Here is a 20,533-nt window from a genome sequence, read left to right as displayed (position 1 = left end):
ATCTTAAATTTTTATCTTTTTAATTATTAATAACTTAAATCCATGATCTTCCCATTTCTTTAGATAAGCAAACAGCTGCGGGGTAAATTAATTTTGTTGTGGAAAGCTTGTTTATAACTACCTTAAGTTACGAACAACAAGTAAGAAAGAAGTCTATTCCCAAAGAAAGTTTTCTCCCGACTGAATCTGCACAAGATTTTCTGATGCTGGGATTAAAATCCATCGGTAATAGCAGCCTTTTTTTAATAATTTACTTAAAGCATCAGGAGAAATATCTATAAATACTTCTTCACCAGATCCTAGTCTTAATTGGAAAGGAACCAAAACAGCCTCATTTGAGGAATCTGATTCTATAGCGTATAGCTTAATATTCTGACAGTATACAGGAGCTTGAATGGAAATGGTCCACATTTCAGGACTGCGTTTTATAGCGCTGGTAATACTAGGCAGTCGGTGAGGTATTGTTCCTTTGATAGGAGAAAGCAACCCTTTTCCTGAATCGATTGCACGGATAGTTAAGGTATAATGGGCACTTTGTATTTCAAGCCAATGAGGAAAAGGAAAAACAGGGTCCAGTGAAGAGAAGTAAAAATCGATCAAGCAATCCTCAATGATAGATTGATCATGAGGCCATTGTCCTTGATATACTTCAAAACTAGGTTTTTTAAGAGCTTTTCCAGAACAAACCAAAGGGGGATTCCAGATTGATCTAAAATCTTGTTCTCCAGAAGGTGGCGGAGGTCCAATTTTCTTTCGTGCTTCTTTATTCACTTTATACAAGGGTAGTTCTAATAGCTTAGACAAAAGAAACTCAGAAGAGTCGATGTATAGCCAGCTTTGCTTATTCACCGAATAGGATTCAATGAGTTTTCCTTGGCTTAAATCGATTTCAAAAAGAGACCAAGAAGTGTGCCCTGGTGCTTTTTCATTTAACCAGTTTTGCCAATGAACTTTCTTTACTTCCAATTGTGCTTGAGGAATAGAAATTTCTTCTAGAATGAGCTGATTCTTTTCCCTATGACGCAGAATTAAAACAGTATAGACGCCCTCTTGAGCAGTTACAATAAAGTCACCAGGAGTACCTTTTTCAAAACGATTTTTCAGGGTAGTGTTTGCAGAGTAAACACCAAAAGGCAGGGAAAAAATACATAGGATTAAATAGATCAATTTCTTCATGGTTTTGGCAATTGTACGTAAAAAGGCTTTAAATCCCACTCGATATTTTTGATAGCTGCAAAAAACCGGAGCTTATTTTGAATTAGCACGTTTTTAACAAGTTGTTTTTATAATTACTCTATAATCAATTTACTATTTTAATTTCTATTAACTGTAAGGAATATTTTGAGATAAAATAGAAATTTGCACTTTAAGAAGAGCTTATCAAGCTAGAGGCTCCTGTTATGCTAACTATCAGAAATAGGCAAACAACAAAAGAAATTATTTACTCTATATGAAAAAAGTGAGTATCATCCTACGGAAATCAAATAGGTCGTATTTCTCAATGGGATGGAAAAGAACTTCCTATTTCTAGAGTTACTCTTAATATTGAAACCTCTGTGATCATTAGTAAAACTCATATAAAATCCATGCCAAGGATATGGTCAATTAACGATTTTATAGAAGTGCCTTTAAATAGCAAATCAGGGGATGAGACAGTTAAATCCGTCCAAAGACTTCTTAGGGAATTTATCAAAAATTATCAATTTGCAAATCCTCATCAAACCCAAAAGCCTATATTTTACATCTATTAAAGATTCCAAAAATCTAGTAGTGATTTAATTTATATAATGAAATCCTGCAAATAAAGAGCATCATATGAAAAATCATCGCGCTATAAAAGTGATCTTAGGCCTTTGCTGTTTGCTATTTATCCCAAATGGCCTTACTGCTGATGAAGTATCTTCTGATTGTCAAAGCGAACTGTCGCAAATCAATGAGGAGATCACCTATTTAGAAGAGGTAAAAACCCGTTATTTTGCATTGGTTTTAATCCATGAAGAACAAGCCATGCGTTGGCAGTTTGACCCTCATTTAAAGCAAGAAGCCAGACGCTCTTTGAAGTTGGCAGATTCTGAGCGTAGAGTGATTCAAGAGATTCAAGAGCGGATTGATCTCTTGTGTATTCGTAGGGATCAACTTCTTAAGTCCTCTTAAGAGGTTTTTTCATGAGCCAAATCACCAGATAAATAAAAGCTCCAGATAGAGCTAGGTTTAGCGTTAAACTAAGGCCTGCTAGTTCTAAAGCGATAGGAGGGAGTTGGTATTGAGTAGAAATCATTAAAATTCCAGCACCTACTTCTCCTCGAGGCCACATGGCAACACTTAAAGCGGTTCTCTCTCTTAAGCTTACTTCCTTTTTATAGCAGAACATGGGGAATAGTTTGCCTAGGTTAGCAAGGACTGTCAGCATAAGCACATGAAAGGAGAGCATCACCCAAGAGATATGCCCAAAAGATATTTTAGCTAAAGAACATCCTACAAGAAACATATAGATAAATTTAAGGCTATTATCAAATTTAATGGCGATAGGTTGCTCTATTTTTTTATGGGGAGCTTTGAGAACACATCCTAATACAAAGGCTGGCAGTAAAATTTCCAAATCTAAAACATCAACTGCCTTAAGAAATTCTATAAGCCCTGTTAAAAGCAGCGCATAAATAAAAATACAGAGTTTATTTGTAGGTAGAGATACTCGATGTAAATAGCGGTAAGCAACGATTAAAAGAAGAACGGTAATCAGTAAAATAAAAATGATTTGAGATTGTAGACCAATATATATAAGCTGGAGAGGAACAATAAATAATACAGTATCTAAATCATCAAAGATGGCTAAAATTCGGACTTTTTTAAATACCCAAGTGCCAGCTAGACCTGCAGCCATTAACATGGCAAATAAAAGACCTGTTGAAGTAGGTGCAGCAAACCTTCCAATTAAGGCTGATTGCTGAAGGGTTAGATCAAAAACTAAGAAAAAATAAGCACTACAAAAGATCCAAGGAAAGGCTGCAGCAGTCATTGCGATCAGGTAATCTTTTCCATAACTTTTGAGGTTTTTTTTATTTAAATCAAACTCTGTACCTACTTCGATCATAATATAGGCTAGAAGGGTTAGAGTAAAAAAGTGTAGATAGCTTTGATAAGAAGCTAAATGAGCGGTTTGCGAGACAGTAATACCAATGATTAAAAGTAAACTGTATATAAAAATCTTGTGCATAGGGATTTTTCCTTTAGGTCTAATTCCTTAAGTAAAAGATCTATGCACAAAAAGCAAGTTAAATCTAAAGAGCAGAAGTAGCGGCTTTCAAAGCGGTTTCAAATAGAGAATGCAAGCTATTTTCTACTTTTTCATCTTCCAAATGAGGTTCCCACTCTAGCTGAGTATGAGAATCGCTGATCACAACCATTGCCCCTAGATCGATTTGATGAACATGAGCTATAGCGAATAAAGCGGCTGTTTCCATTTCAACAGCTAATACTCCTTCTTGTTGAAAATGCTGGATTTCCAATGAGGTTTGTCTATAGAAACCATCTGTTGTCCAGGTGCTGCCAATGTGATGAGAAGTATTTGTTTGTTTTAATAAATCGGTTAAAAGATTAGTCATACGGCGAGGTGCATGGATGTATTTACTAGCTTCTATATAGTGATAGGAGGTTCCTTCATCGCGAACAGCTTTTTCAAAAAGCACAATATCCCCAATACCTACTTTAGCATCAAGCGTGCCAGCTGTACCTATACAAACAAAACGAGCAACTCCCCAAGCAATAAGTGCTTCCATTTGATGAGCAGCAGCAGGAGCACCGGTTCCTAAGTAAGCGATTGCAATCGAAGGAAAATCGTCTAGTAAGAAAACCTTTTTAAAACAACCTTCATAACTCTTATGTTTATATTTTTGTAAGATGGTTTCTAAAAAGCGTCCATGAGAACAAAAAATAACGGCTTGAGGAGCATTAATGGTAGGCAGTAATCCTTTTTGACGATTGTATTCCAGCCATTTAGCTGGGGTGATCAAAGAAGGATGACTATATTTTTCATGTAATTGGGGTAACATATTTTTTTAAACCTTTTTAAATTATAAAAATGATAGCACAAATCAATATAAAATATAACTAAATAAATTTTTATTTATTACGTGTTTTTAACCATCCGTAGATTAGACCCAAGATTATTCCAAAAACTACATACCCTAATAGTAAAAGAGGTTTTATAAAGAAATACTCTTCAGAGGGGCATTCGGTTTTCATTTTAGCCATAAGCATTAGAAGATGGATTATCCATAAAAGCACTCCATATAAAGCCCCCCAAATAAGGGCTCTTTTGGGTTTTTTGGAGATTTTACAAACAGCTACAGCAAATATAGCTCCTAGAATAGCTGTTAAGAATAAATAGAAAAATAAACTGCTAAAGATATTAGATAATCCAACTAGCTGCCCAATAGCTGTAATAGAATCGAAATGGAGTAAAGCAAATGCGAGGATGATTCCTGCAAAAATCCCGCTTAAAACACCAATAATTAAATTTCTTTGAGAAAAAGTCCTATTTTGCATCAAATCCCTCTATTTATTTTATTATCATCTTATGTAATTTACTGCAAAAAATGAGTTGTACCAAAAAAAAGAATCTGGAATAGTTTCTATTCTATAAAAAAATAGTTTGTGATTTATTTAGAACCTATATGATTAAAAAAGATAATGTAGAATTCTGCCCTTGCACCAGTGGTTTGTCTTATCAAACATGTTGTCAACCTTTTCACAATGGCGCTTTGGCAAAGAATGCCTTGATGCTTATGCGTGCACGCTACGCAGCTTATGCACTTGATTTAAGTTCTTATATTATTAAGACCACCCATCCTGCAAGTCCACAGTATGGCGATGACCATGAAGAGTGGGTAAAAGAAATCTCTCATTTTTCCAAAACCTTTCAGTTTAATCGATTAGAGGTGCTTTCTTTTAAAGAAAAGGAAAAGATTGCTACTGTAACTTTTGTAGCACACATATCTCAAAATGACCAAGATGCTACATTTACAGAAAGAAGCTACTTTGAAAAGATCAAAGATCAGTGGCTCTACAAAAACGGACAACTCTGTGAAGGACGTGTTCCTAATTTGATGACTACAGAGCAATTAAAGGTATTGCCTCTTGCCTATTATGATGATCCCATTCTCCGAAAAAAAGCCGAGCCGATTACAGAAATTACAGAAGATGTAAAAAAGCTCATTGAAGAGATGAAACAGACAATGGATGCTTGTAATGGGATAGGGCTTGCCGCTCCTCAAGTGCATCACTCAATCAAGCTCTTTATGATTAGAGAGCCCACCAATAAAGAGCTAGATAAAAACAAAGTAAAATGGGGAGAGCTAAAAGTATTTATTAATCCCAAAATATCTTCTCCTAGCGAAAAGACATGGAAGGAATCGGAAGGATGTCTATCGATTCCAAATATTTATGCAGATGTAGAAAGACCTCAAGAAATAACTGTTGAGTATATGAACATAGAAGGAAAGATCCTCAAGCAGCGTGTTTCAGGCTGGGAAGCTAGAGTCATTCTGCATGAAAATGATCATATTGATGGCATCTTATTTATCGACCGACTCAGTCAACAAGAAGCTGAAAAGCTTACACCTTTTTTAGAAAACTTAAAAAAGCGCATACATAATAGCTTTATGTTATAATATAGTTTTTTATGCGTTCTTTATAATTACACGCAATAATTTCAAAGAGAAAATACAATGAGTTTAGCTATTTCTAACGCTTTTATTCAAACAATTCCTATTAGAGTTGTAGGAATGGCTCTTGGCTACTGTGCCTATGAAAGGTTTTCTCAAGTTGTAAATGCAAAATCTTCAACTGTACCCACTAATTATTTACCTTATATAGGACTTATTGCTGGCGCTTTAGCGATCACACAGCAAGCTATTGTCATCTATGCTGTGGCGCTTCTTGTCTTGATTCCTTTAAAATATGCAATAACAAAAGAACAGCCCATAAATAAAATCCCCTCATTTTTGGAAGATATGCACAAGGCTGTGGGTTTAGAGGATCACAATTACATTCCATTACTAAGAGCAACTAAACAGATAGCGGCTTTTATTAATAACGCTGAAAAGCGCAATGTGATGATCACAGGCCCTGCTGGTTCAGGCAAAACAGCCTTAGTAGAAGATATTGTTCAAAGAATTTGCAAAAAGGACTCCTCTTTACCTGAAAACCTTCTTACTAAGAAATTTTATAAAGTTTCTTGTGTAGCTCTTATGAGCGGTACAAGCTACCGAGGCTCTCTTGAAGAGAAAATTGATAAAATATTACAGTTTGCTAAGAGTCAAGAAAATGGTGTAATTATTTTTGATGAAATACATCAACTTGCCATGGCCAATAAAAACAATATAGGAAATAATAACATATCTATTTTAGATTTCTTTAAGGAAGATTTAGCAAGAAGCGAGATCTCTATTATTGGCATGACAACTAATGAGGAATTTGCACGTCATTTAAACGATCCAGCTCTTGGGCGTCGCTTCAATAGAATTAAATTAAAGCATCCCTCTTTTGAAGATAGTTTAAAAATGCTAGAAGAGCGAACAAAGGGGCTGTTAAAAAGATACCCAAGCATTACTATTGCAGAGGATATATATAAAGAGGTATTAACTCTTGCGCAAAAACTACTGCATCAAAACTCTTCTCTCATAGATCAAGGTTTTAATCTTTTACAAACAGCTTTTACTGTTGCTAATTCTGAAGGTAGAAATCGTATAGATAAAAAAGACATGGAAAATATCTGCAAAGAATATTTTGACATGAACCCAGATACCTTTGTTGATGAGAGACTTGATTAATCGGGTCATTAGTCCAATCTCGGTAAAGATTCTTCTTCCTGATGTTTTAAAAAAATATTTGACACTTCTTTATAGTTAAAGTAGTTTGAAAAAAAGTGCTAATAGTCTTTTAACTCATTTTTCAAGAGCCGATAGACAATCCGCTTTAAGAAGAACACTTTATGAAAGCAAAGCCTCAAAAAATTTTACTTTTTGTAGCGAATGAGTATGAAGATCTCGAGCTACAATATCCTAAATATCGTCTACGTGAAGCCGGAAAAAAAGTTGTAGTAGCAGGGGAGAAAAAAGAGTCTTACAAAGGTAAGCACGGCTATCCTTGCACAGCTGATGTTACATTCAAAGAAATCAGGGTGGATGATTTCGATGCTTTAGTGATCCCCGGCGGTTATGCACCGGATAAATTGAGAAAAATCCCTAGAGTATTAGAAATCACTAGGAAATTTGCTAGCCAAAAAAAATTGATCGCATTTATCTGCCACGCAGGATGGATTCCTATTTCTGCAAAAATCCTTAAAGGGATTCGATGCACCTCTTATATTTCTATTAAGGAGGATATTCTCAATGCAGGAGGAAAGTGGGTAGATAAATCCGTGGTTGTCGATCGACATTTCATCTCAAGCCGCTTCCCTGAGGATTTACCCGATTTTTGCTCTGCTATTCTAAACTATCTTTCTCAAGGTTGATATGCGCTCTATCTGGAAGGGAGCTTTAAGCTTTGGTTTGGTGAATATCCCTGTGCATATGTATACAGCTAGTTTAGAAAAAGAGCTTTCTTTTGTTTTATTGCATAAAAAAGACCTTTCAAGAGTCCGTTATGTCAGGATATGTGAAGTAGAAAACAAAGAAATCCCGTGGCAAGAAATTGTCAAAGGTTATGAGTATAAGAAAGGGGACTTTGTGATTTTGCAAGATAAGGATTTTGAAAAAGCAAATTTAAAAAAAACAAAAACGATTGAGATTGTTCATTTTATTAAAGAGAATGAGATAGATAGCATTTATTACGTAAAGCCTTATTACTTAGAACCTGCTAAAAATGCAGAGAAGGCTTATGGCTTATTACGAGAAGCTTTAAAAAAATCTAAAAAGGTAGGTTTAGCTAAGTATGTACTTAGGAATAGAGAACATTTTGCAGTAGTTAAAGTTCATGAAAATATGATCATTCTTAATCAATTGCGTTATCAAACGGAAGTTTTACGTGCGCAAGATTTAAAGATCCCTTCGATAGAAAAAATAAACCCTAAGGAAATGAATATTGCTATTGCCTTGATAGACCATCTTACTACTTCTTTTAAACCTAAAGAATATAAGGATACTTTCACAGAAGAGGTTAAGCAAATCATCAAACAAAAATCAAAAGGTCGTCCCATCCACCCTAAAACTCAAGAGCCTAAAATCAGTAAAGTTCATGATATTATGACGCTTCTTCAGAATAGTTTGGAAAAAGAGAAAAAGCCAAAAAACAAAAAACGCAAACTTTCATGAGTCTTAAAGAATATAGATCTAAAAGAAACCTCAAAAAAAGCTCAGAGCCTTTATCAGGAAAAAAGCACACAGGCTTCTTGCGTTTTTGTGTCCAAAAACATGCTGCTCGACATTTGCATTATGATTTTCGCTTGGAGTATCGAGGAGCTCTCTTAAGCTGGGCTGTTCCAAAAGGCCCTTCCATGAATCCTAAAATCAAACGCTTAGCAATAAAAGTAGAAGATCATCCCCTTGATTATCAATATTTTGAAGGAGTGATTCCCAAGGGAAACTATGGAGCCGGGACAGTCAAAATATGGGATCATGGTTTTTATACCAGCGCTGATGCTACTGAGCCTAAAAGGATAGAAAAAATCCTTAGCCAAGGGTTAAAAAAAGGCCATTTTACCGTTATTGTAAAGGGAAAAAAAGTCAAAGGGGAGTTTGTGTTTCAAAAGCTGAAAACAGACAAAGACAATACATGGCTTCTGATGAAAAAAGCGGATGAATATGCCTCCTCGTAAAGTGCTTAATTTTATTTCTCCTATGCTAGCAACGTTGATCAAACAACCATTTGACGATGAAAATTGGATCTTTGAAATCAAGTTTGATGGATACCGCGCCCTTGCCTTTATCAATCACAAACACGTTCAATTAAAATCTCGGAACAATCAGCTATGGAATACAAAATTCCCTTCGATCATAGCTAGCCTTGAAAAAATTGACTCGCAAGTTATTTTTGATGGAGAGCTAGTTGTATTAGATACAAAGGGAAAGTCTCATTTTCAATGGATACAAAATTATCAGAAAGAGCCTAAAGGGGCTTTATATTATTATGTATTCGATTTGCTGTATAAAGATGGAAAGGATTTAAGAGAGCTTCCTCTGATAGAGCGTAAAGCGCTTTTAGAAAAGTATCTAAAAAAGCTAGCTCTTCCTCAGGTGCGTTTTAGTCAACATTTGTTTGGGAAAGGAAAAGCCTTTTTTAAACAAGCAGCAAAAGCGCATTTAGAAGGGATCATAGGAAAAAGAGCCTTAAGCACCTACCAATCCAGGCGAAGTTTAGATTGGGTAAAAATAAAGAACATTTTGAGACAAGAAGTTGTCATAGGCGGTTTTACAAAACCAAGAGGTTCTCGCACAAAATTTGGAGCTTTGCTAGTAGGGGTTTATAATAACCAAGAAGAACTAAATTTTATTGGGCGTGTTGGGGGTGGGTTTGACACCGCTGTTTTAGAAGAGATGTATCATAAGCTAAAGCCATTGATTCAAAAAAATAACCCTTTTAAGAACCATCCGAAAATCAGCGCAACTTGGGTCAAACCCCAATTGGTCTGTGAAGTGAGTTTTACCGAATGGACGCAAAATAACAATATGCGACATCCCATTTTTCAAGGTTTAAGAACCGACAAGAGGCCTAAAGATGTTAAAAAAGAAACCCCTAAAAGACGATAAAGAAAAGCTTTTCTTAACGCATTTAGATAAAATCTACTGGCCAAAAGAAAAATATACAAAAGCAGATCTTTTACATTACTACAAGCAAATAGCTCCTCTTATTCTCCCTTATTTAAAGGATCGGCCGATTGTATTGTATCGTTTTCCCAATGGAATTCAAGAAAAGGGATTTTATCAAAAAGACATCAATTTTTCTCATCCGAAATGGATTAAAACCTATCCTATTCGACATGAAAATAAAGTCGATCATTACCTTCTGATTCATGATTTGCGAAGTTTGCTCTTTGCCGTAAACTTAGGAAGTATCGATTTACATCCTTTTATGTCGCGTTGTAAACAACTAGAAAAACCTGATTATTGCCTGATTGACCTAGACCCACATGGGGTTTCTTTTCAGAAAGTGGTTGAAGTAGCTTTAGTAGCTCATGAAATTTTAGAAGAAGTTGGTATCAAACATTATTGCAAAACATCTGGTGGCAATGGCCTCCACATATTTATACCGCTTCACGCTAAATACAGCTATGAACAATCAAGGCAATTTGCAGAGCTTATTTCTCTTTGTATTCAAAAAAAACTCCCAGATAGCACTTCTTTAGAAAGAAGTCCTAAAAAGCGTCAAAAAAAAGTGTATTTAGATTGTTTGCAAAATCGTGCTGGACAAACAGTTGTTGCTCCTTATGTTGTGCGCCCGCGACTGAAGGCGCTTGTATCCACTCCATTAACTTGGAAAGAGGTGAATAAAAAGTTAGATCCTGCTGTATTCACCATGAAAACCGTTTTGCCTCGTTTCAAACAAAAGGGAGATCTTTTTAAGGAGGTGCTTACAGCTAGAGTGAACATGAAAACAGCATTAGCGTATTTGTATAGGCTCAAATGAAATTTTACTGTTTTACTATAAGTTTAGCTTCTGTTATGAAAAAGTTTACATAGAGGCTTTAAAGAAGGAGTTATGTATGGATAAAGAACAGTTTGAAGGAAAATGGCATGAGTATAAAGGAAAAATCAAAGAAAAGTGGGGAAAGCTCACAGATGATGATTTAGCGGAAATTCGCGGAAAAAAAGAGGCGTTAATGGGAAAAATTCAATCTCGTTACGGATACTCCAAAGAAAAAGCAGAAAAAGAGCTATCTGAATTCTGCGGTAAACACAAGTCTTGTGGCTGCAAAGGACCTTGTAACTGTGGGTGTGGACACAAGCCTTGTGGTTGTAAAGGGCCTTGTAACTGCGGACAGAAACCTCGTCATTAAATCTATCCATATACCTATAGTAATGGTAATCTTTTAAGATAACCAATTATGAAGGTAAATAGGATGGCAGTACTTGGAGTTGATGGAAAAAAGCGCTGTTTTGGGATTAGTGAGCTTTATGCAGAATATCACGACAACGAATGGGGAATTGCTGTCCACAACGACCAGCGCTTATTTGAGATGCTCATTCTTGAAGGGGCACAAGCAGGCTTAAGCTGGGAAACCATCTTAAAAAGACGAGAGGGATACCGAAAGGCTTTTTATTGTTTTGATCCTGCAAAGGTTGCCTTAATGAGTGATTCAGAGCTAGAGGCTCTACGCCAAAACCCTGAAATTATTCGCAATCGGTTGAAAATTTATGCAGCGCGCCAAAATGCTCAAGCATTCTTGAAGATTCAGAAAGAATTCGGTTCTTTTGATTGCTATGTTTGGGGGTTTGTAAACAAAAGTCCTATCGTTAACCACTGGCGGGGACTTAAAGAAATCCCAGCTACTACTGCTGAGAGCGATGCTCTTGCTAAAGACTTAAAAAAACGCGGTATGACATTTGTTGGTTCTACGATTATTTATGCGTTTATGCAGGCTGTAGGACTAGTTAATGACCATATTACAGAGTGCTGGTGTTATGGTCGGTAGCTAATCAATAATAATTCCAAGATACTCTAATAAGGATAAAACTTCTGGATTAGAGAATCTTGCTTTCGATAACTTGTTTGTTAATGGGTTGATAGAATAGTTAATTGCTCCCACAAAGGTTGCTTTACTCAGATTAGTATTGTGAAAAGTGCTACCTTGTAAATCTGAGCCTGTAAAATTGGACCCAGTTAGGTTTGTATCTGAAAAATGGGTATCTCGAATAACACATTCCTGAAAAAGAGTATTTTTTAAATCAAGACCTGAAAAATTAGAAGTGTCAATTAAACACTTTTTGAATTTTATGGATAAAAACATTTTGTCGCATTTGGAAAAGTCAATACCAAGAAGCTTGCAGTCTTGAAATTCAACATCTTGAAATCGACAGCCCTCTATTTTGATAAGGCTTAAGTTACATCCATTTAGTTTGCAATCCAAGAACCGTGTATTTCTCAAGTCGCTTTGAGTGAAGTTGCTGGTTTCAAAAATCACATGGGAAAAAATCTTATTTTTCAGATTAAAGGTTGTATAGTTTTCTTCTTTAAAGATTTGGTTTTCAAATTTCTGTTTTAATAAAAGAGACATTACAACCTGTTTGATAGTTCATGAAGTAAAATTTGCACACCATCCACATCTTTTTGAGTAGTATTCCAATTTTTGTTCATATTAGTCATGTAGAACCTCTGCTATTACATTAGATTGGACTAATAGCTTTTTAACTCTTGGGATTCTTTGTGCAAGGTTTATTTTATCTTCATAAATATTGTAGGCAAAAGGAAAGAATTTATCATCTTTTTCAACCCATCCTACAAACCAGCCTATCTCTGAATTTTTCCCATCTTTTCCCGTCATAGAACCAGTCCAGCCTGTTTTCCCAAACAAATTCCATCCTTTGGGCAATTGATCTACAAATAACAGCTTTTTTGTCATTTGCATAGCGTTATGTGAAATAGGAAGTTTTCCAAGAATGGCTTTTTGAATAAGATCAACTTGTTCTTTAGGAGAGATTTTTAAAGAAGAGACCAGCCATGCTTTTGTTAAGCCCCCAGATATATCTTGATTGCCGTATTCTAATAAGGCTAGATATTTTTGCATATTTTCCCGCCCCAATTCTTTTGCTAAGATACGGGAGAACCAAACACAAGAGGTTTTCATCCAAGATTGCGGGGTTTGAGGAGTTTTCCAGGACTCTAAGAAGTGATCATAGCCTTCTTGAAATAACCAGATTGGAGTTTTTTCATCCTTTAAGATCTCTTTGTCATATCCCATCAAGCTTAAAGCAATCTTAAATGTAGAACAGGGAGTAATGCGTTCATTGAGATGTGAACCTAGTTCTACTATTTTCTCACCCGATATGCCATTAATGAGAAGAAAGTTTTCCTCAGCTGAAAAAGAGTATGCGCAGGGAAAAACAAGTAAAAAACAAGCCATTAATTTTGAAAATAGAGATTGATACATAAGAACCTCATTTGGATAAGAAAACACGAGCAAATTCGTTTTAAGATAGTCTAGAGCAATCTTGTTTAAAGTTCATCCTTTTTTGATCTTAAACACTAAAGTTTGGAGAGCGAGGGAAGCCCTAATAAAAGAGTAGGACTATACATTCAATAAACTTTAAAAACTATCTTGTATTTATCATTGATTTCTTGATAAAACCGTTACCTAACCTTTAAACTTATGGAGTTTTAAGATATGGCAGTTTCTATCTCAACGATAGCACTAATTGCTTGTCATGGCGGACCAGCGGACCACTTTGCAACATATGCTGAAGCATTAATTAAGCAAGGGTATAATGTAGAAATTCACGCAAGCGGACCTGCATTAGAGAAATTTAAGCAGTGCGGTACAAATATTGCTTATCGCTTTGACTTAGATGATAAAAGTCCTGAAGAGCAAGATAAGTTGGCTGAGAGAATTGCTAATAGTTGTTCTAGAGCTTCCATAGTCATTACTGATGTTGGACATGATTTTGATGTGAAAATTCACGAAGCATTAAAAGAAAAAAAGATCACTCATTTTGCTTATTACGATAATCCAGAAAATTTCGTGCCTGGAGGATATTCTTCTACCGCTGCTAAAGTGATGAAGCTTGCACAAGGGGTATTCTTTGCTAATGCCCATTTAGCTAAGGATAAGATTTGCAGCGAACTTGGAAAAGAAATAGATTTAACCGGTTGGAATTGGGTATTACCCAGTGAGTCAAGCAGGAGTAGTAGCTAAGAAAAGAGAAACTGAACATGAAGCTAAGCGTGCAGAGTTTTTAAAGAAGCATGACATAGAAGATACAGGACAAAAAGTATGCGTATATTTTGGTGGAAATAACGAAGAGTATTTCGAAAAAGCGTTCCCTGCATTTCTGTCTTTTTTAAAAGCAGACGATCTTAACTTAGAAAATGTAGTCATAGTTGCTCATCAACATCCAGGAGCTAAAAAAGAGAATCTAGATGTTCAAAAATTAGATGCATGCTTAAAAAGTTTTAGTGACAAACCAAAAGTAATTGTATCGGATTTTTCTTCAGATGATGCGCAGGTGTTAGCAGACGTCGCATTATACTATCAAACAAGTATGTCACCGCAATTTATTTTAAACGGAATTCCTACGGTTCAAGTTGGTCATAAAAAGTATGAAGATATTCTTGTAAGAAATCATCTTGCTCCTACAGCAACTAACTCAGAGGAGTTCGTTCAGATCATTAATCATCTAAAGGATCTGAAAGAGCAGCCTAAAGAAGCTATTTTTAAGGGTCTAGGATATGAAAAAAAATGGCCTGAGAACTTTGAAAAGGCAATAGAAGAAAACATGTTAAGGAAATAGATCTTTTAACCCTTGTGCATAAAAGAGAAAGAAATCTTTAAGATTTCTTTCTCTTGGTTTTACCAGCCACGCTAAAAGCAATGGCTATCGCTTGATTCTCTTTGTAGCCTTCTCGACGCAACTGACTAATATTTGCAGAGATGGTTTTCTGGCTTTTTCCTTTCTTTAATGGCATTTACTCTCTCTGAAATTCTTGATAACTTAAATTTTTCTATACTTCTTTTTTTAGAAGAAGGTCAAGGTATTTCAAAAAACGAGATGGATTTTTTAAGCTTTACTAACCTTCTCAGATATTTGTTTAGTCTGGAAAATGAATCGAGCAAGCTCATCGAGGATAATAGCCATTTTTTCTTGCTGGCCTGCACCTGATCCAACTGTATCAAAGCTATATTTGAAAGGAGCAATTATACGCACAGTTAAATCTTGCCTATTGATATAAGGGGCATTTGTTATAGCTAAATAGCGCCCATGAGGGGGCTTTGTCTCTAACCAAGCTTTCACGGTGTCATCTGTTGTAGGTCGAATGGAGCTTTCACCTTTTGCATCTTTTTTCATGAGTGCGTTTATAAAATGGACCTCTACTTTACGCATGTCCTCTGGAATTTCAGATTGTTCCCAAACTAATTGGATCATTTCTCTTTCGGTTTTTGGAAATTCTAAAGGAGCTGCCCAATCTTTTCTTATTTTCAATGGCGATTTGCTATCGTCCATAAAAGTACTTTCATTTTCTCGGTTTACCTCTAGAGGGCGTTCGCCGCTTAAGAAATAGATGTGAGAGAATCTAACACCTTGTTGCCATTGTTCAATAAGATAATAGAGACGAAGGCGTGCTCTTGGCAAAAGTGCTCCGTGTACAATCACACCTTCATATTCTTTAAAGTGCGGGAAGAGAGCATCTACAAACCCTAATTCACGCAGAAGTGGTTTTATTTGAGGCTTTAATTCTTCAAATCTGTTTGTCTGCTCCTGCCATCTCTCACCCTGACGCAGAAGATTTTTTTGTGCCCAATTGTTGATTTGTATGATAGCCTTTTCTGATCCATTCAAAGGTTCCATACCTACAAGCTCTAAAAGCTGTATGAGCTTAACTCTTGGTTGATAATTCTCATCGAAAAGAAGTCTTGAAGAGCCTAAAGTAAGAAGTTCTTCTTCCAAACGTTTTATTTGCGAAAAATTTCCAGCGTCGCTATTGCGAGCTATCTTTAACGCGGCTGCATAGTTACCAGATTGCTCATATTGTTGGATTGTATTTTGATTGGTAGCATAAAGGGATAGAGTAATAAAAAGGCCTCCTGCAAACACAAAAGAAGCTCGGAAGGGTTTTTCTTTTGAGCAACTCATGATATCTGCCTTAATTAATGGTAAGAGCTTTATCTATATTAAGAAAATATATTAGGAATAAAATTTAACCTATTTCCGGTTTTGATAACAAGAGGAGTTTAAGATAAGGAACTTAAATTTTTAGTGCAGGCTGAGTATATTTTATGCACAGGGTGTTAATCAGTTAACGCCATATTCTGATCGCGATGTACCAATTAGGTATATTACATGCACGAAAAATTGTTAAAAATAATACGGTTTTTAATACGAACTCGGGTGCAGTAACTGTCCTATCTTTATGGATGCGTTTATCGATGTTTTTTGTGAGCTGATCTTTGCTTTTAATTTTCAAAGGTTAGCTTCTGGCTTATCGCTAATTGCTGTAAGTGAGTGGTCCAAAGGATAAAGTCCATTTGATGGGTTTTTTTTCGATACTGTGCCATTCTTTAATAGCACAGTTTCAAACATTGATGAGAGAGAACTGAGGTAATGAATAACCGTTTGCAGGAGCGCGATTCTTTTTTTGGTGTGAGGGTTCTGCTAACAGCCTGTCAAGGCATTCGGCAATTTCCTTGGGTGTAATATCAGTTACTCTATGAAATCTATAAATGCTAGAGCATTTGTCATGAATCTGACAGAAAACATTCAAAAATAAGCTTTTATTTTAATATTTTTTTATTTACAAGTGCCTTAACTTGCAGTCCAGAAACCAAAAGAGTCAAATAATGAACATATCTGACGATCACTTACCGTCCTATATTTACACATATCCAACTAAGGATGCATATAGACCTTTTACAGATTGGAAGAAAGCTACTTCGGGTTTTTCGAATGTTGTTGGAAAAATCAACCTTTACATTCATATCCCATTTTGCGAAATGAAATGTGCTTTTTGTAATTTATTCACTGTTACCAAAAACCCAAGATCGGTCATTGAACGTTATCTCAAATGCCTTTTAAAAGAAATTGAGATAATGAGACCCTACCTGCTACTAGACAAGCTTGAAGTGCAATCTGTTTATTTTGGCGGCGGTACCCCAAGTTTATTAAATGTTGACGATCTCTCTTCCATTATTCATCGCCTGAAGACCCTTTTTATCATTTCCAACGAGGCTGAGTGGAGTATCGAAGGCGCTCCAAACTCTTTTACTCAACAAAAATTTAGCGACTTAAAAAACCTTGGCTTCAATAGGGTAAGCCTGGGGATTCAAACCTTTAACCCAAAACTCCTTCACACAACGGGTCGCCACTATGAAAGTACACTTGGGGAGGTAATGGCAAAAAGGGCAATCGAGTCAGGAATAAAAAATGTTAACCTTGATTTGATTTATGGACTCCCCGGTCAAAGTTTGGAGGAGTGGCGGCAAGAGCTGTCAATTGCATGTAAGCTATTTCCGGCAACACTAACCCTTTACCCCTTAGCTGTAAGAAAAAGGACATCTTTTGGCAAAAAAGAAGTGCAAGACTTTCTTCCTCCCCGTGAATTGTATAGATGGTATGACATATCCTCTAATTTCTTAGAAAAGATTGGTTATTCCCAAAATACCTTTGTCACTTATTCTAAAAATGCTGGGGGGTGTGAACATGAAGCCCAGCAATTTCAAGGAATACCAACATTAGCATTCGGATCTGGAGCAAGAAAATATGCCCCTTCAATCCATTTTGCTGATGAGGACTACCATAACAGGCTCCCCCATGCAGTAACTTTAAAAAAATATATGGATACTATCGAAAAAGGAGAGCTACTCGTTAGTTCAGCGGCATTTTTAACTAGCCGAGACCAGCAGATGCAAAAAGTGATCTTAGGAATTCTCTCGAGTGGTGTCAAAGACCCTGGAGAATTTATTAACTTAATTCTTGAACTAAAAAAGGAAGATCTTGTTGCAGAGACAGAGTCGGGCTACACCCTTACCAAGCAAGGGATGCGACATTCTAGCTCAATTGCCCAATGGCTAATAGAGAAAACTCATGTCTTGGTATAAAAAAGAGACCTTTGGAGCCTTTTGGGAAAAAGGATATAGAGACTCCTCTCTCTCTTCAATGGGAGGTCCAAGTTTTGAAGTAGCGGAAATTGCCCCGGCTCTCCCTAGAGGAGCGAAGGTCTTAGATCTCGGCTGTGGGGAAGGTAGAAATTCATTTTTTCTGGCACAAAGAGGCTGTGAAGTTACCTCAGTCGATCGATCGGGAGCTGGAATACTTAAGCTCGCTTCACTTTCAGACCGATTTAATTTAAATATTCAAACCCATGTCGCCGATATTGCATCTTTTAAGATAGATTCTTCCTATGATCTAGTCATGGCGCATGGAGTTCTCTATTATCTGGAAAATACTATCTGGCGTGACTTGCTTAACAAAGTAAAAGAGGCAACCCGTCCTGGAGGGTTTAACATCTTTACAGTGTTTATTTATAATGAAGAGATCCCTTGTGGTGAAGAAATTGCAGCCGCGCACTACCTTGGTTCATTTAGTCCAAATGAGTTAAAAAGATTCTATTCTGACTGGATAAGTCATCGCTTTGATCAATATGTTAAGTGGGATTCACACCCCGGAATGCCAATACATGTACATCCCATAGAAAAACTTGTTGTACAAAAACCTCTGCAAACATTTAGCCGAAATGAGATTAAGGTGGGTAATGATCTACCTCGCTCTGTTTTTGATAGGATTAATATGGGGATGAAGGAATACGACCTTGTGCAGTTAACAGGAAACCCAGGATGGATCGAAAAAATCTCGTTCTCAGGCCCTCAGATGGGTGCTAATAAGATTATCGATGAAAGCTATCAAATGTCACTATGGTATTTTGGCAAAAGTATGATTTACCTTGTAAATGGGGAAGTAACAGGGAAAAGTTTGCTTAGCACGCCCGCTGTTCATCTAAAAGTTCAGTAAGTTGAGCTAACAACTGATTACGGGAAGAATTGTTATTCAATACATGGTCTACTTTTACCTCATTTAAAATAGGATAAGTTTTTTCTTGAAAAGTTTCAATTCGCTTTTTAGCGAGACTTAAGTCATCTTCTGATCTTCTTACAAGCAAGCTATCACACCTATCGCAAATATTTTGCTTATGGGGAGGGTTTGATTGTAGGTTATAAATTCCCTCACAAACCTTGCAGATCATCCTTGAGGTGATTCTTTCAATGGCTAGATCGGGTTGACACTCTAGGTAAAGAACCTTCAAATTATATTTTTTGAAAGTGAGAATAAATAGTTGATACTGGGTTATAGTAGAGGGAAATCCTTCGATAACAAACGGTTTTTCAGTTGCAACAACCCTTTTTATCTCATCTTCCATAAGTTCACAAGCAATTGTGTCGGGAATGAGAATACTTTGATGAACATTTTGTTCAATTTTTTTTCCAAGTGGCGTTAAATCTCTAACGTGTTTACGGAGCAAAGTTCCCATCGAAAGAACTGTATAGCCACGCCTTGCCATTACTTCGCAAACTGTCCCTTTTCCGGAACCGGGTGATCCAAATATCAAAAAATTGACCATATAACAACTTTAAATCTAAAAGATTATATTAGCCAACATTTATCAATACCTTTAACCCTCTGTACAGGACAATTTTTTAGGAGCAGATAAAAAGAATAGCCCGCAAATATGACCAGAGATCTGGCATAATACTTCTGGAAATCACTCTAAGAGGTATTATGAAACATATTTGCGAACTGAAAAATATTTTAGCAGAACATTTTGATTGGAACAAGTCTAGATTAACTGTATTAACGAATGTATTAATAGGACTATTCGTAGTAAGAACAGTAAATTTATCAGATCTTTCAACCGTTTTATATAGTGAGGCAAAAATATCATCCAATTATAAACGTCTACAAAGATTTTTTAAATGGCTTATTTCCGTAAATAATTATACTTATTTGACCATGAAATTTGTGATAATGGTTTTAGGTCTTAAAAATAAAAAAAACGATTTATCTTTAGATAGAACCGATTGGAAGTTTGGTAAGAAGCACATAAATATTCTTACATTAGGTGTTAATGTTAAAGGAGTAGCTATTCCCCTTGTCTGGATTTCATTAGGAAGAGCAGGGAATTCAAAAACGGCAGATCGTATAGAACTTTTAAAAAAAGTCATAAATGAAATAGAAATCAAATCTCTAACAGCAGATAGAGAATTCATAGGAGAAGAATGGTTCAAGTTTTTACTTCAGGCAAATATTCCTATATACATTCGGATAAAAAAAGACACTCAGGTTGTTAGAAGAAATCATCATTATACAATTTCTCTTAAAGACTTATTTGCCAAACTAAAACAAGGTAAAAAAAAGGTGCTAAAGGGACAGTATACGGTTTTAGGGCTAGAAGTTAATTTAGCAGCTTCACGGAACAACAAGGGAGAACTCTTAATAGTTCTGACTAATAGATGTCCTTATAAAGCATTAAAAATCTATAAAAAAAGATGGTCGATAGAAACCCTTTTTGGATACTTCAAAACAAAAGGTTTTAACTTTGAAGATACCCACATGACTGATGTAAATAAAATAGCATCATGGATGCTACTGCTTACGATAGTCGTTACTTGGACAATGAAGACAAGTTTAGTCCTGAAAGAAAAAGAGCAAAAAGCAACTCATGGACGCTTAAGAAAAAGTATTTTTAGAGTAGGCTTTGAAAGACTAAAGAGATGCTTATCTCAGCCTTTAGATAGATTAAAAGAGCTTTTAGAGTACCTGAAGCTCTTACTAAGAAAAAAAACACGTTGTAGGTGTGTTTTAAGAGTGGTTTAAAAAAAATGTCCTGTACAGAG

At 36.0% G+C, this 20,533-nt stretch carries 23 protein-coding genes and 1 pseudogene; 15 read left to right on the top strand and 9 right to left on the bottom strand.

The features are described 5' to 3' along the window. Positions 1-153: 153 nt before the first annotated feature. Positions 154-1,215, bottom strand: coding sequence for a hypothetical protein (locus tag RHTP_RS02465; protein ID WP_138106548.1), 1,062 nt, complete (start codon positions 1,213-1,215; stop codon positions 154-156). A gap of 600 nt (positions 1,216-1,815) precedes the next feature. On the opposite strand from RHTP_RS02465, the gene RHTP_RS02460 reads away from it, so the two are divergent. Beyond that, on the top strand, positions 1,816-2,154 hold the full coding sequence (locus RHTP_RS02460; RefSeq protein ID WP_138106547.1) for a hypothetical protein: 339 nt from the start codon (positions 1,816-1,818) through the stop codon (positions 2,152-2,154). Here RHTP_RS02460 and RHTP_RS02455 read toward each other — a convergent pair. The 3 genes from RHTP_RS02455 to RHTP_RS02445 all read right to left on the bottom strand — a co-directional run bounded on the left by RHTP_RS02455 (position 2,141) and on the right by RHTP_RS02445 (position 4,545). Next, positions 2,141-3,214, bottom strand: coding sequence for a cation:proton antiporter (locus tag RHTP_RS02455; protein ID WP_138106546.1), 1,074 nt, complete (start codon positions 3,212-3,214; stop codon positions 2,141-2,143). The two genes, RHTP_RS02460 and RHTP_RS02455, sit on opposite strands and share 14 nt — an antisense overlap. Positions 3,215-3,278: 64 nt before the next feature. Further along, complete coding sequence (locus RHTP_RS02450) at positions 3,279-4,049, bottom strand: nucleoside phosphorylase (RefSeq protein ID WP_138106545.1); 771 nt, start codon at positions 4,047-4,049, stop codon at positions 3,279-3,281. A gap of 70 nt (positions 4,050-4,119) precedes the next feature. Continuing rightward, positions 4,120-4,545: a DUF6789 family protein gene (locus RHTP_RS02445; protein WP_138106544.1), complete on the bottom strand. Its 426-nt coding sequence runs from the start codon at positions 4,543-4,545 to the stop codon at positions 4,120-4,122. Positions 4,546-4,673: 128 nt separating this feature from the next. On the opposite strand from RHTP_RS02445, the gene def reads away from it, so the two are divergent. The 9 genes and pseudogenes from def (at position 4,674) to RHTP_RS02410 (ending at position 11,629) form a co-directional block, all read left to right on the top strand. Further along, entirely contained in the window at positions 4,674-5,669 is a 996-nt protein-coding gene (gene def, locus RHTP_RS08860; protein WP_212742848.1) for a peptide deformylase, read from the top strand. A 57-nt stretch (positions 5,670-5,726) separates the two neighbouring features. Next, on the top strand, positions 5,727-6,830 hold the full coding sequence (locus RHTP_RS02435; RefSeq protein ID WP_138106543.1) for an AAA family ATPase: 1,104 nt from the start codon (positions 5,727-5,729) through the stop codon (positions 6,828-6,830). A gap of 161 nt (positions 6,831-6,991) precedes the next feature. Next, positions 6,992-7,513 carry a type 1 glutamine amidotransferase domain-containing protein gene (locus RHTP_RS02430; RefSeq protein ID WP_138106542.1) on the top strand — a complete coding sequence of 174 codons (522 nt, stop codon included), beginning with the start codon at positions 6,992-6,994 and terminating at the stop codon, positions 7,511-7,513. Position 7,514: 1 nt separating this feature from the next. Next, a complete protein-coding gene (gene ku / locus RHTP_RS02425; protein ID WP_138106541.1) occupies positions 7,515-8,312 on the top strand; it encodes a non-homologous end joining protein Ku in 798 nt (265 codons plus the stop codon). After that, the gene (locus RHTP_RS08945; RefSeq protein ID WP_244609511.1) at positions 8,309-8,815 is read left to right on the top strand and encodes a DNA polymerase ligase N-terminal domain-containing protein; all 507 of its coding nucleotides are present in this window, start codon (positions 8,309-8,311) and stop codon (positions 8,813-8,815) included. The genes ku and RHTP_RS08945 overlap by 4 nt, the downstream gene beginning before the upstream one ends. Continuing rightward, positions 8,802-9,746: a non-homologous end-joining DNA ligase gene (gene ligD / locus RHTP_RS08940; RefSeq protein WP_244609510.1), complete on the top strand. Its 945-nt coding sequence runs from the start codon at positions 8,802-8,804 to the stop codon at positions 9,744-9,746. The genes RHTP_RS08945 and ligD (RHTP_RS08940) overlap by 14 nt, the downstream gene beginning before the upstream one ends. Then, positions 9,715-10,623 carry a non-homologous end-joining DNA ligase gene (ligD, locus tag RHTP_RS08935; RefSeq protein WP_244609509.1) on the top strand — a complete coding sequence of 303 codons (909 nt, stop codon included), beginning with the start codon at positions 9,715-9,717 and terminating at the stop codon, positions 10,621-10,623. The genes ligD (RHTP_RS08940) and ligD (RHTP_RS08935) overlap by 32 nt, the downstream gene beginning before the upstream one ends. Before the next feature lie 76 nt (positions 10,624-10,699). After that, positions 10,700-10,882, top strand: a pseudogene (locus tag RHTP_RS09105) (CsbD family protein); the annotation flags it as partial. Positions 10,883-11,056: 174 nt separating this feature from the next. Next, complete coding sequence (locus tag RHTP_RS02410) at positions 11,057-11,629, top strand: DNA-3-methyladenine glycosylase I (RefSeq protein ID WP_138106539.1); 573 nt, start codon at positions 11,057-11,059, stop codon at positions 11,627-11,629. Here the strand turns inward: RHTP_RS02410 and RHTP_RS02405 are convergent, their stop codons facing one another. Both RHTP_RS02405 and RHTP_RS02400 read right to left on the bottom strand, forming a co-directional pair. Then, a complete protein-coding gene (locus tag RHTP_RS02405) occupies positions 11,630-12,211 on the bottom strand; it encodes a pentapeptide repeat-containing protein (RefSeq protein WP_138106538.1) in 582 nt (193 codons plus the stop codon). It abuts the gene before it with no gap. 81 nt (positions 12,212-12,292) lie between these two features. Further along, positions 12,293-13,084 (bottom strand): penicillin-binding transpeptidase domain-containing protein, encoded by a 792-nt coding sequence (locus tag RHTP_RS02400; protein WP_138106537.1) that lies wholly within the window; start codon positions 13,082-13,084, stop codon positions 12,293-12,295. Positions 13,085-13,318: 234 nt separating this feature from the next. On the opposite strand from RHTP_RS02400, the gene RHTP_RS02395 reads away from it, so the two are divergent. Together RHTP_RS02395 and RHTP_RS02390 are read left to right on the top strand one after the other, a co-directional pair. Beyond that, positions 13,319-13,846, top strand: a complete 528-nt coding sequence (locus RHTP_RS02395; protein ID WP_138106536.1) for a hypothetical protein — start codon at positions 13,319-13,321, stop codon at positions 13,844-13,846. After that, entirely contained in the window at positions 13,821-14,441 is a 621-nt protein-coding gene (locus RHTP_RS02390; RefSeq protein WP_138106535.1) for a hypothetical protein, read from the top strand. The genes RHTP_RS02395 and RHTP_RS02390 overlap by 26 nt, the downstream gene beginning before the upstream one ends. 37 nt (positions 14,442-14,478) lie before the next feature. Here RHTP_RS02390 and RHTP_RS08770 read toward each other — a convergent pair whose 3' ends face one another. Then, positions 14,479-14,616 (bottom strand): hypothetical protein, encoded by a 138-nt coding sequence (locus RHTP_RS08770; RefSeq protein WP_171005709.1) that lies wholly within the window; start codon positions 14,614-14,616, stop codon positions 14,479-14,481. 92 nt (positions 14,617-14,708) lie between these two features. Continuing rightward, positions 14,709-15,782: a hypothetical protein gene (locus tag RHTP_RS02385; RefSeq protein ID WP_138106534.1), complete on the bottom strand. Its 1,074-nt coding sequence runs from the start codon at positions 15,780-15,782 to the stop codon at positions 14,709-14,711. A gap of 704 nt (positions 15,783-16,486) precedes the next feature. Between RHTP_RS02385 and RHTP_RS02380 the strand changes: the two genes are divergently transcribed. Further along, complete coding sequence (locus RHTP_RS02380) at positions 16,487-17,743, top strand: coproporphyrinogen-III oxidase family protein (protein WP_138106533.1); 1,257 nt, start codon at positions 16,487-16,489, stop codon at positions 17,741-17,743. Beyond that, positions 17,730-18,653: a methyltransferase domain-containing protein gene (locus tag RHTP_RS02375; RefSeq protein ID WP_138106532.1), complete on the top strand. Its 924-nt coding sequence runs from the start codon at positions 17,730-17,732 to the stop codon at positions 18,651-18,653. Before RHTP_RS02380 ends, RHTP_RS02375 begins: the two co-directional genes overlap by 14 nt. On the opposite strand, the gene RHTP_RS02370 is transcribed toward RHTP_RS02375, so the two are convergent. After that, positions 18,619-19,260, bottom strand: coding sequence for a nucleoside monophosphate kinase (locus tag RHTP_RS02370; protein WP_138106531.1), 642 nt, complete (start codon positions 19,258-19,260; stop codon positions 18,619-18,621). The two genes, RHTP_RS02375 and RHTP_RS02370, sit on opposite strands and share 35 nt — an antisense overlap. Before the next feature lie 158 nt (positions 19,261-19,418). Between RHTP_RS02370 and RHTP_RS02365 the strand changes: the two genes are divergently transcribed. Continuing rightward, on the top strand, positions 19,419-20,513 hold the full coding sequence (locus RHTP_RS02365; RefSeq protein WP_138106530.1) for an IS4 family transposase: 1,095 nt from the start codon (positions 19,419-19,421) through the stop codon (positions 20,511-20,513). Positions 20,514-20,533: the final 20 nt, after the last annotated feature.

Origin of the sequence: Candidatus Rhabdochlamydia sp. T3358, assembly GCF_901000775.1 — a bacterium.
Lineage (GTDB): Bacteria > Chlamydiota > Chlamydiia > Chlamydiales > Rhabdochlamydiaceae > Rhabdochlamydia.
This window is presented reverse-complemented; position numbering and strand designations above follow the sequence as displayed.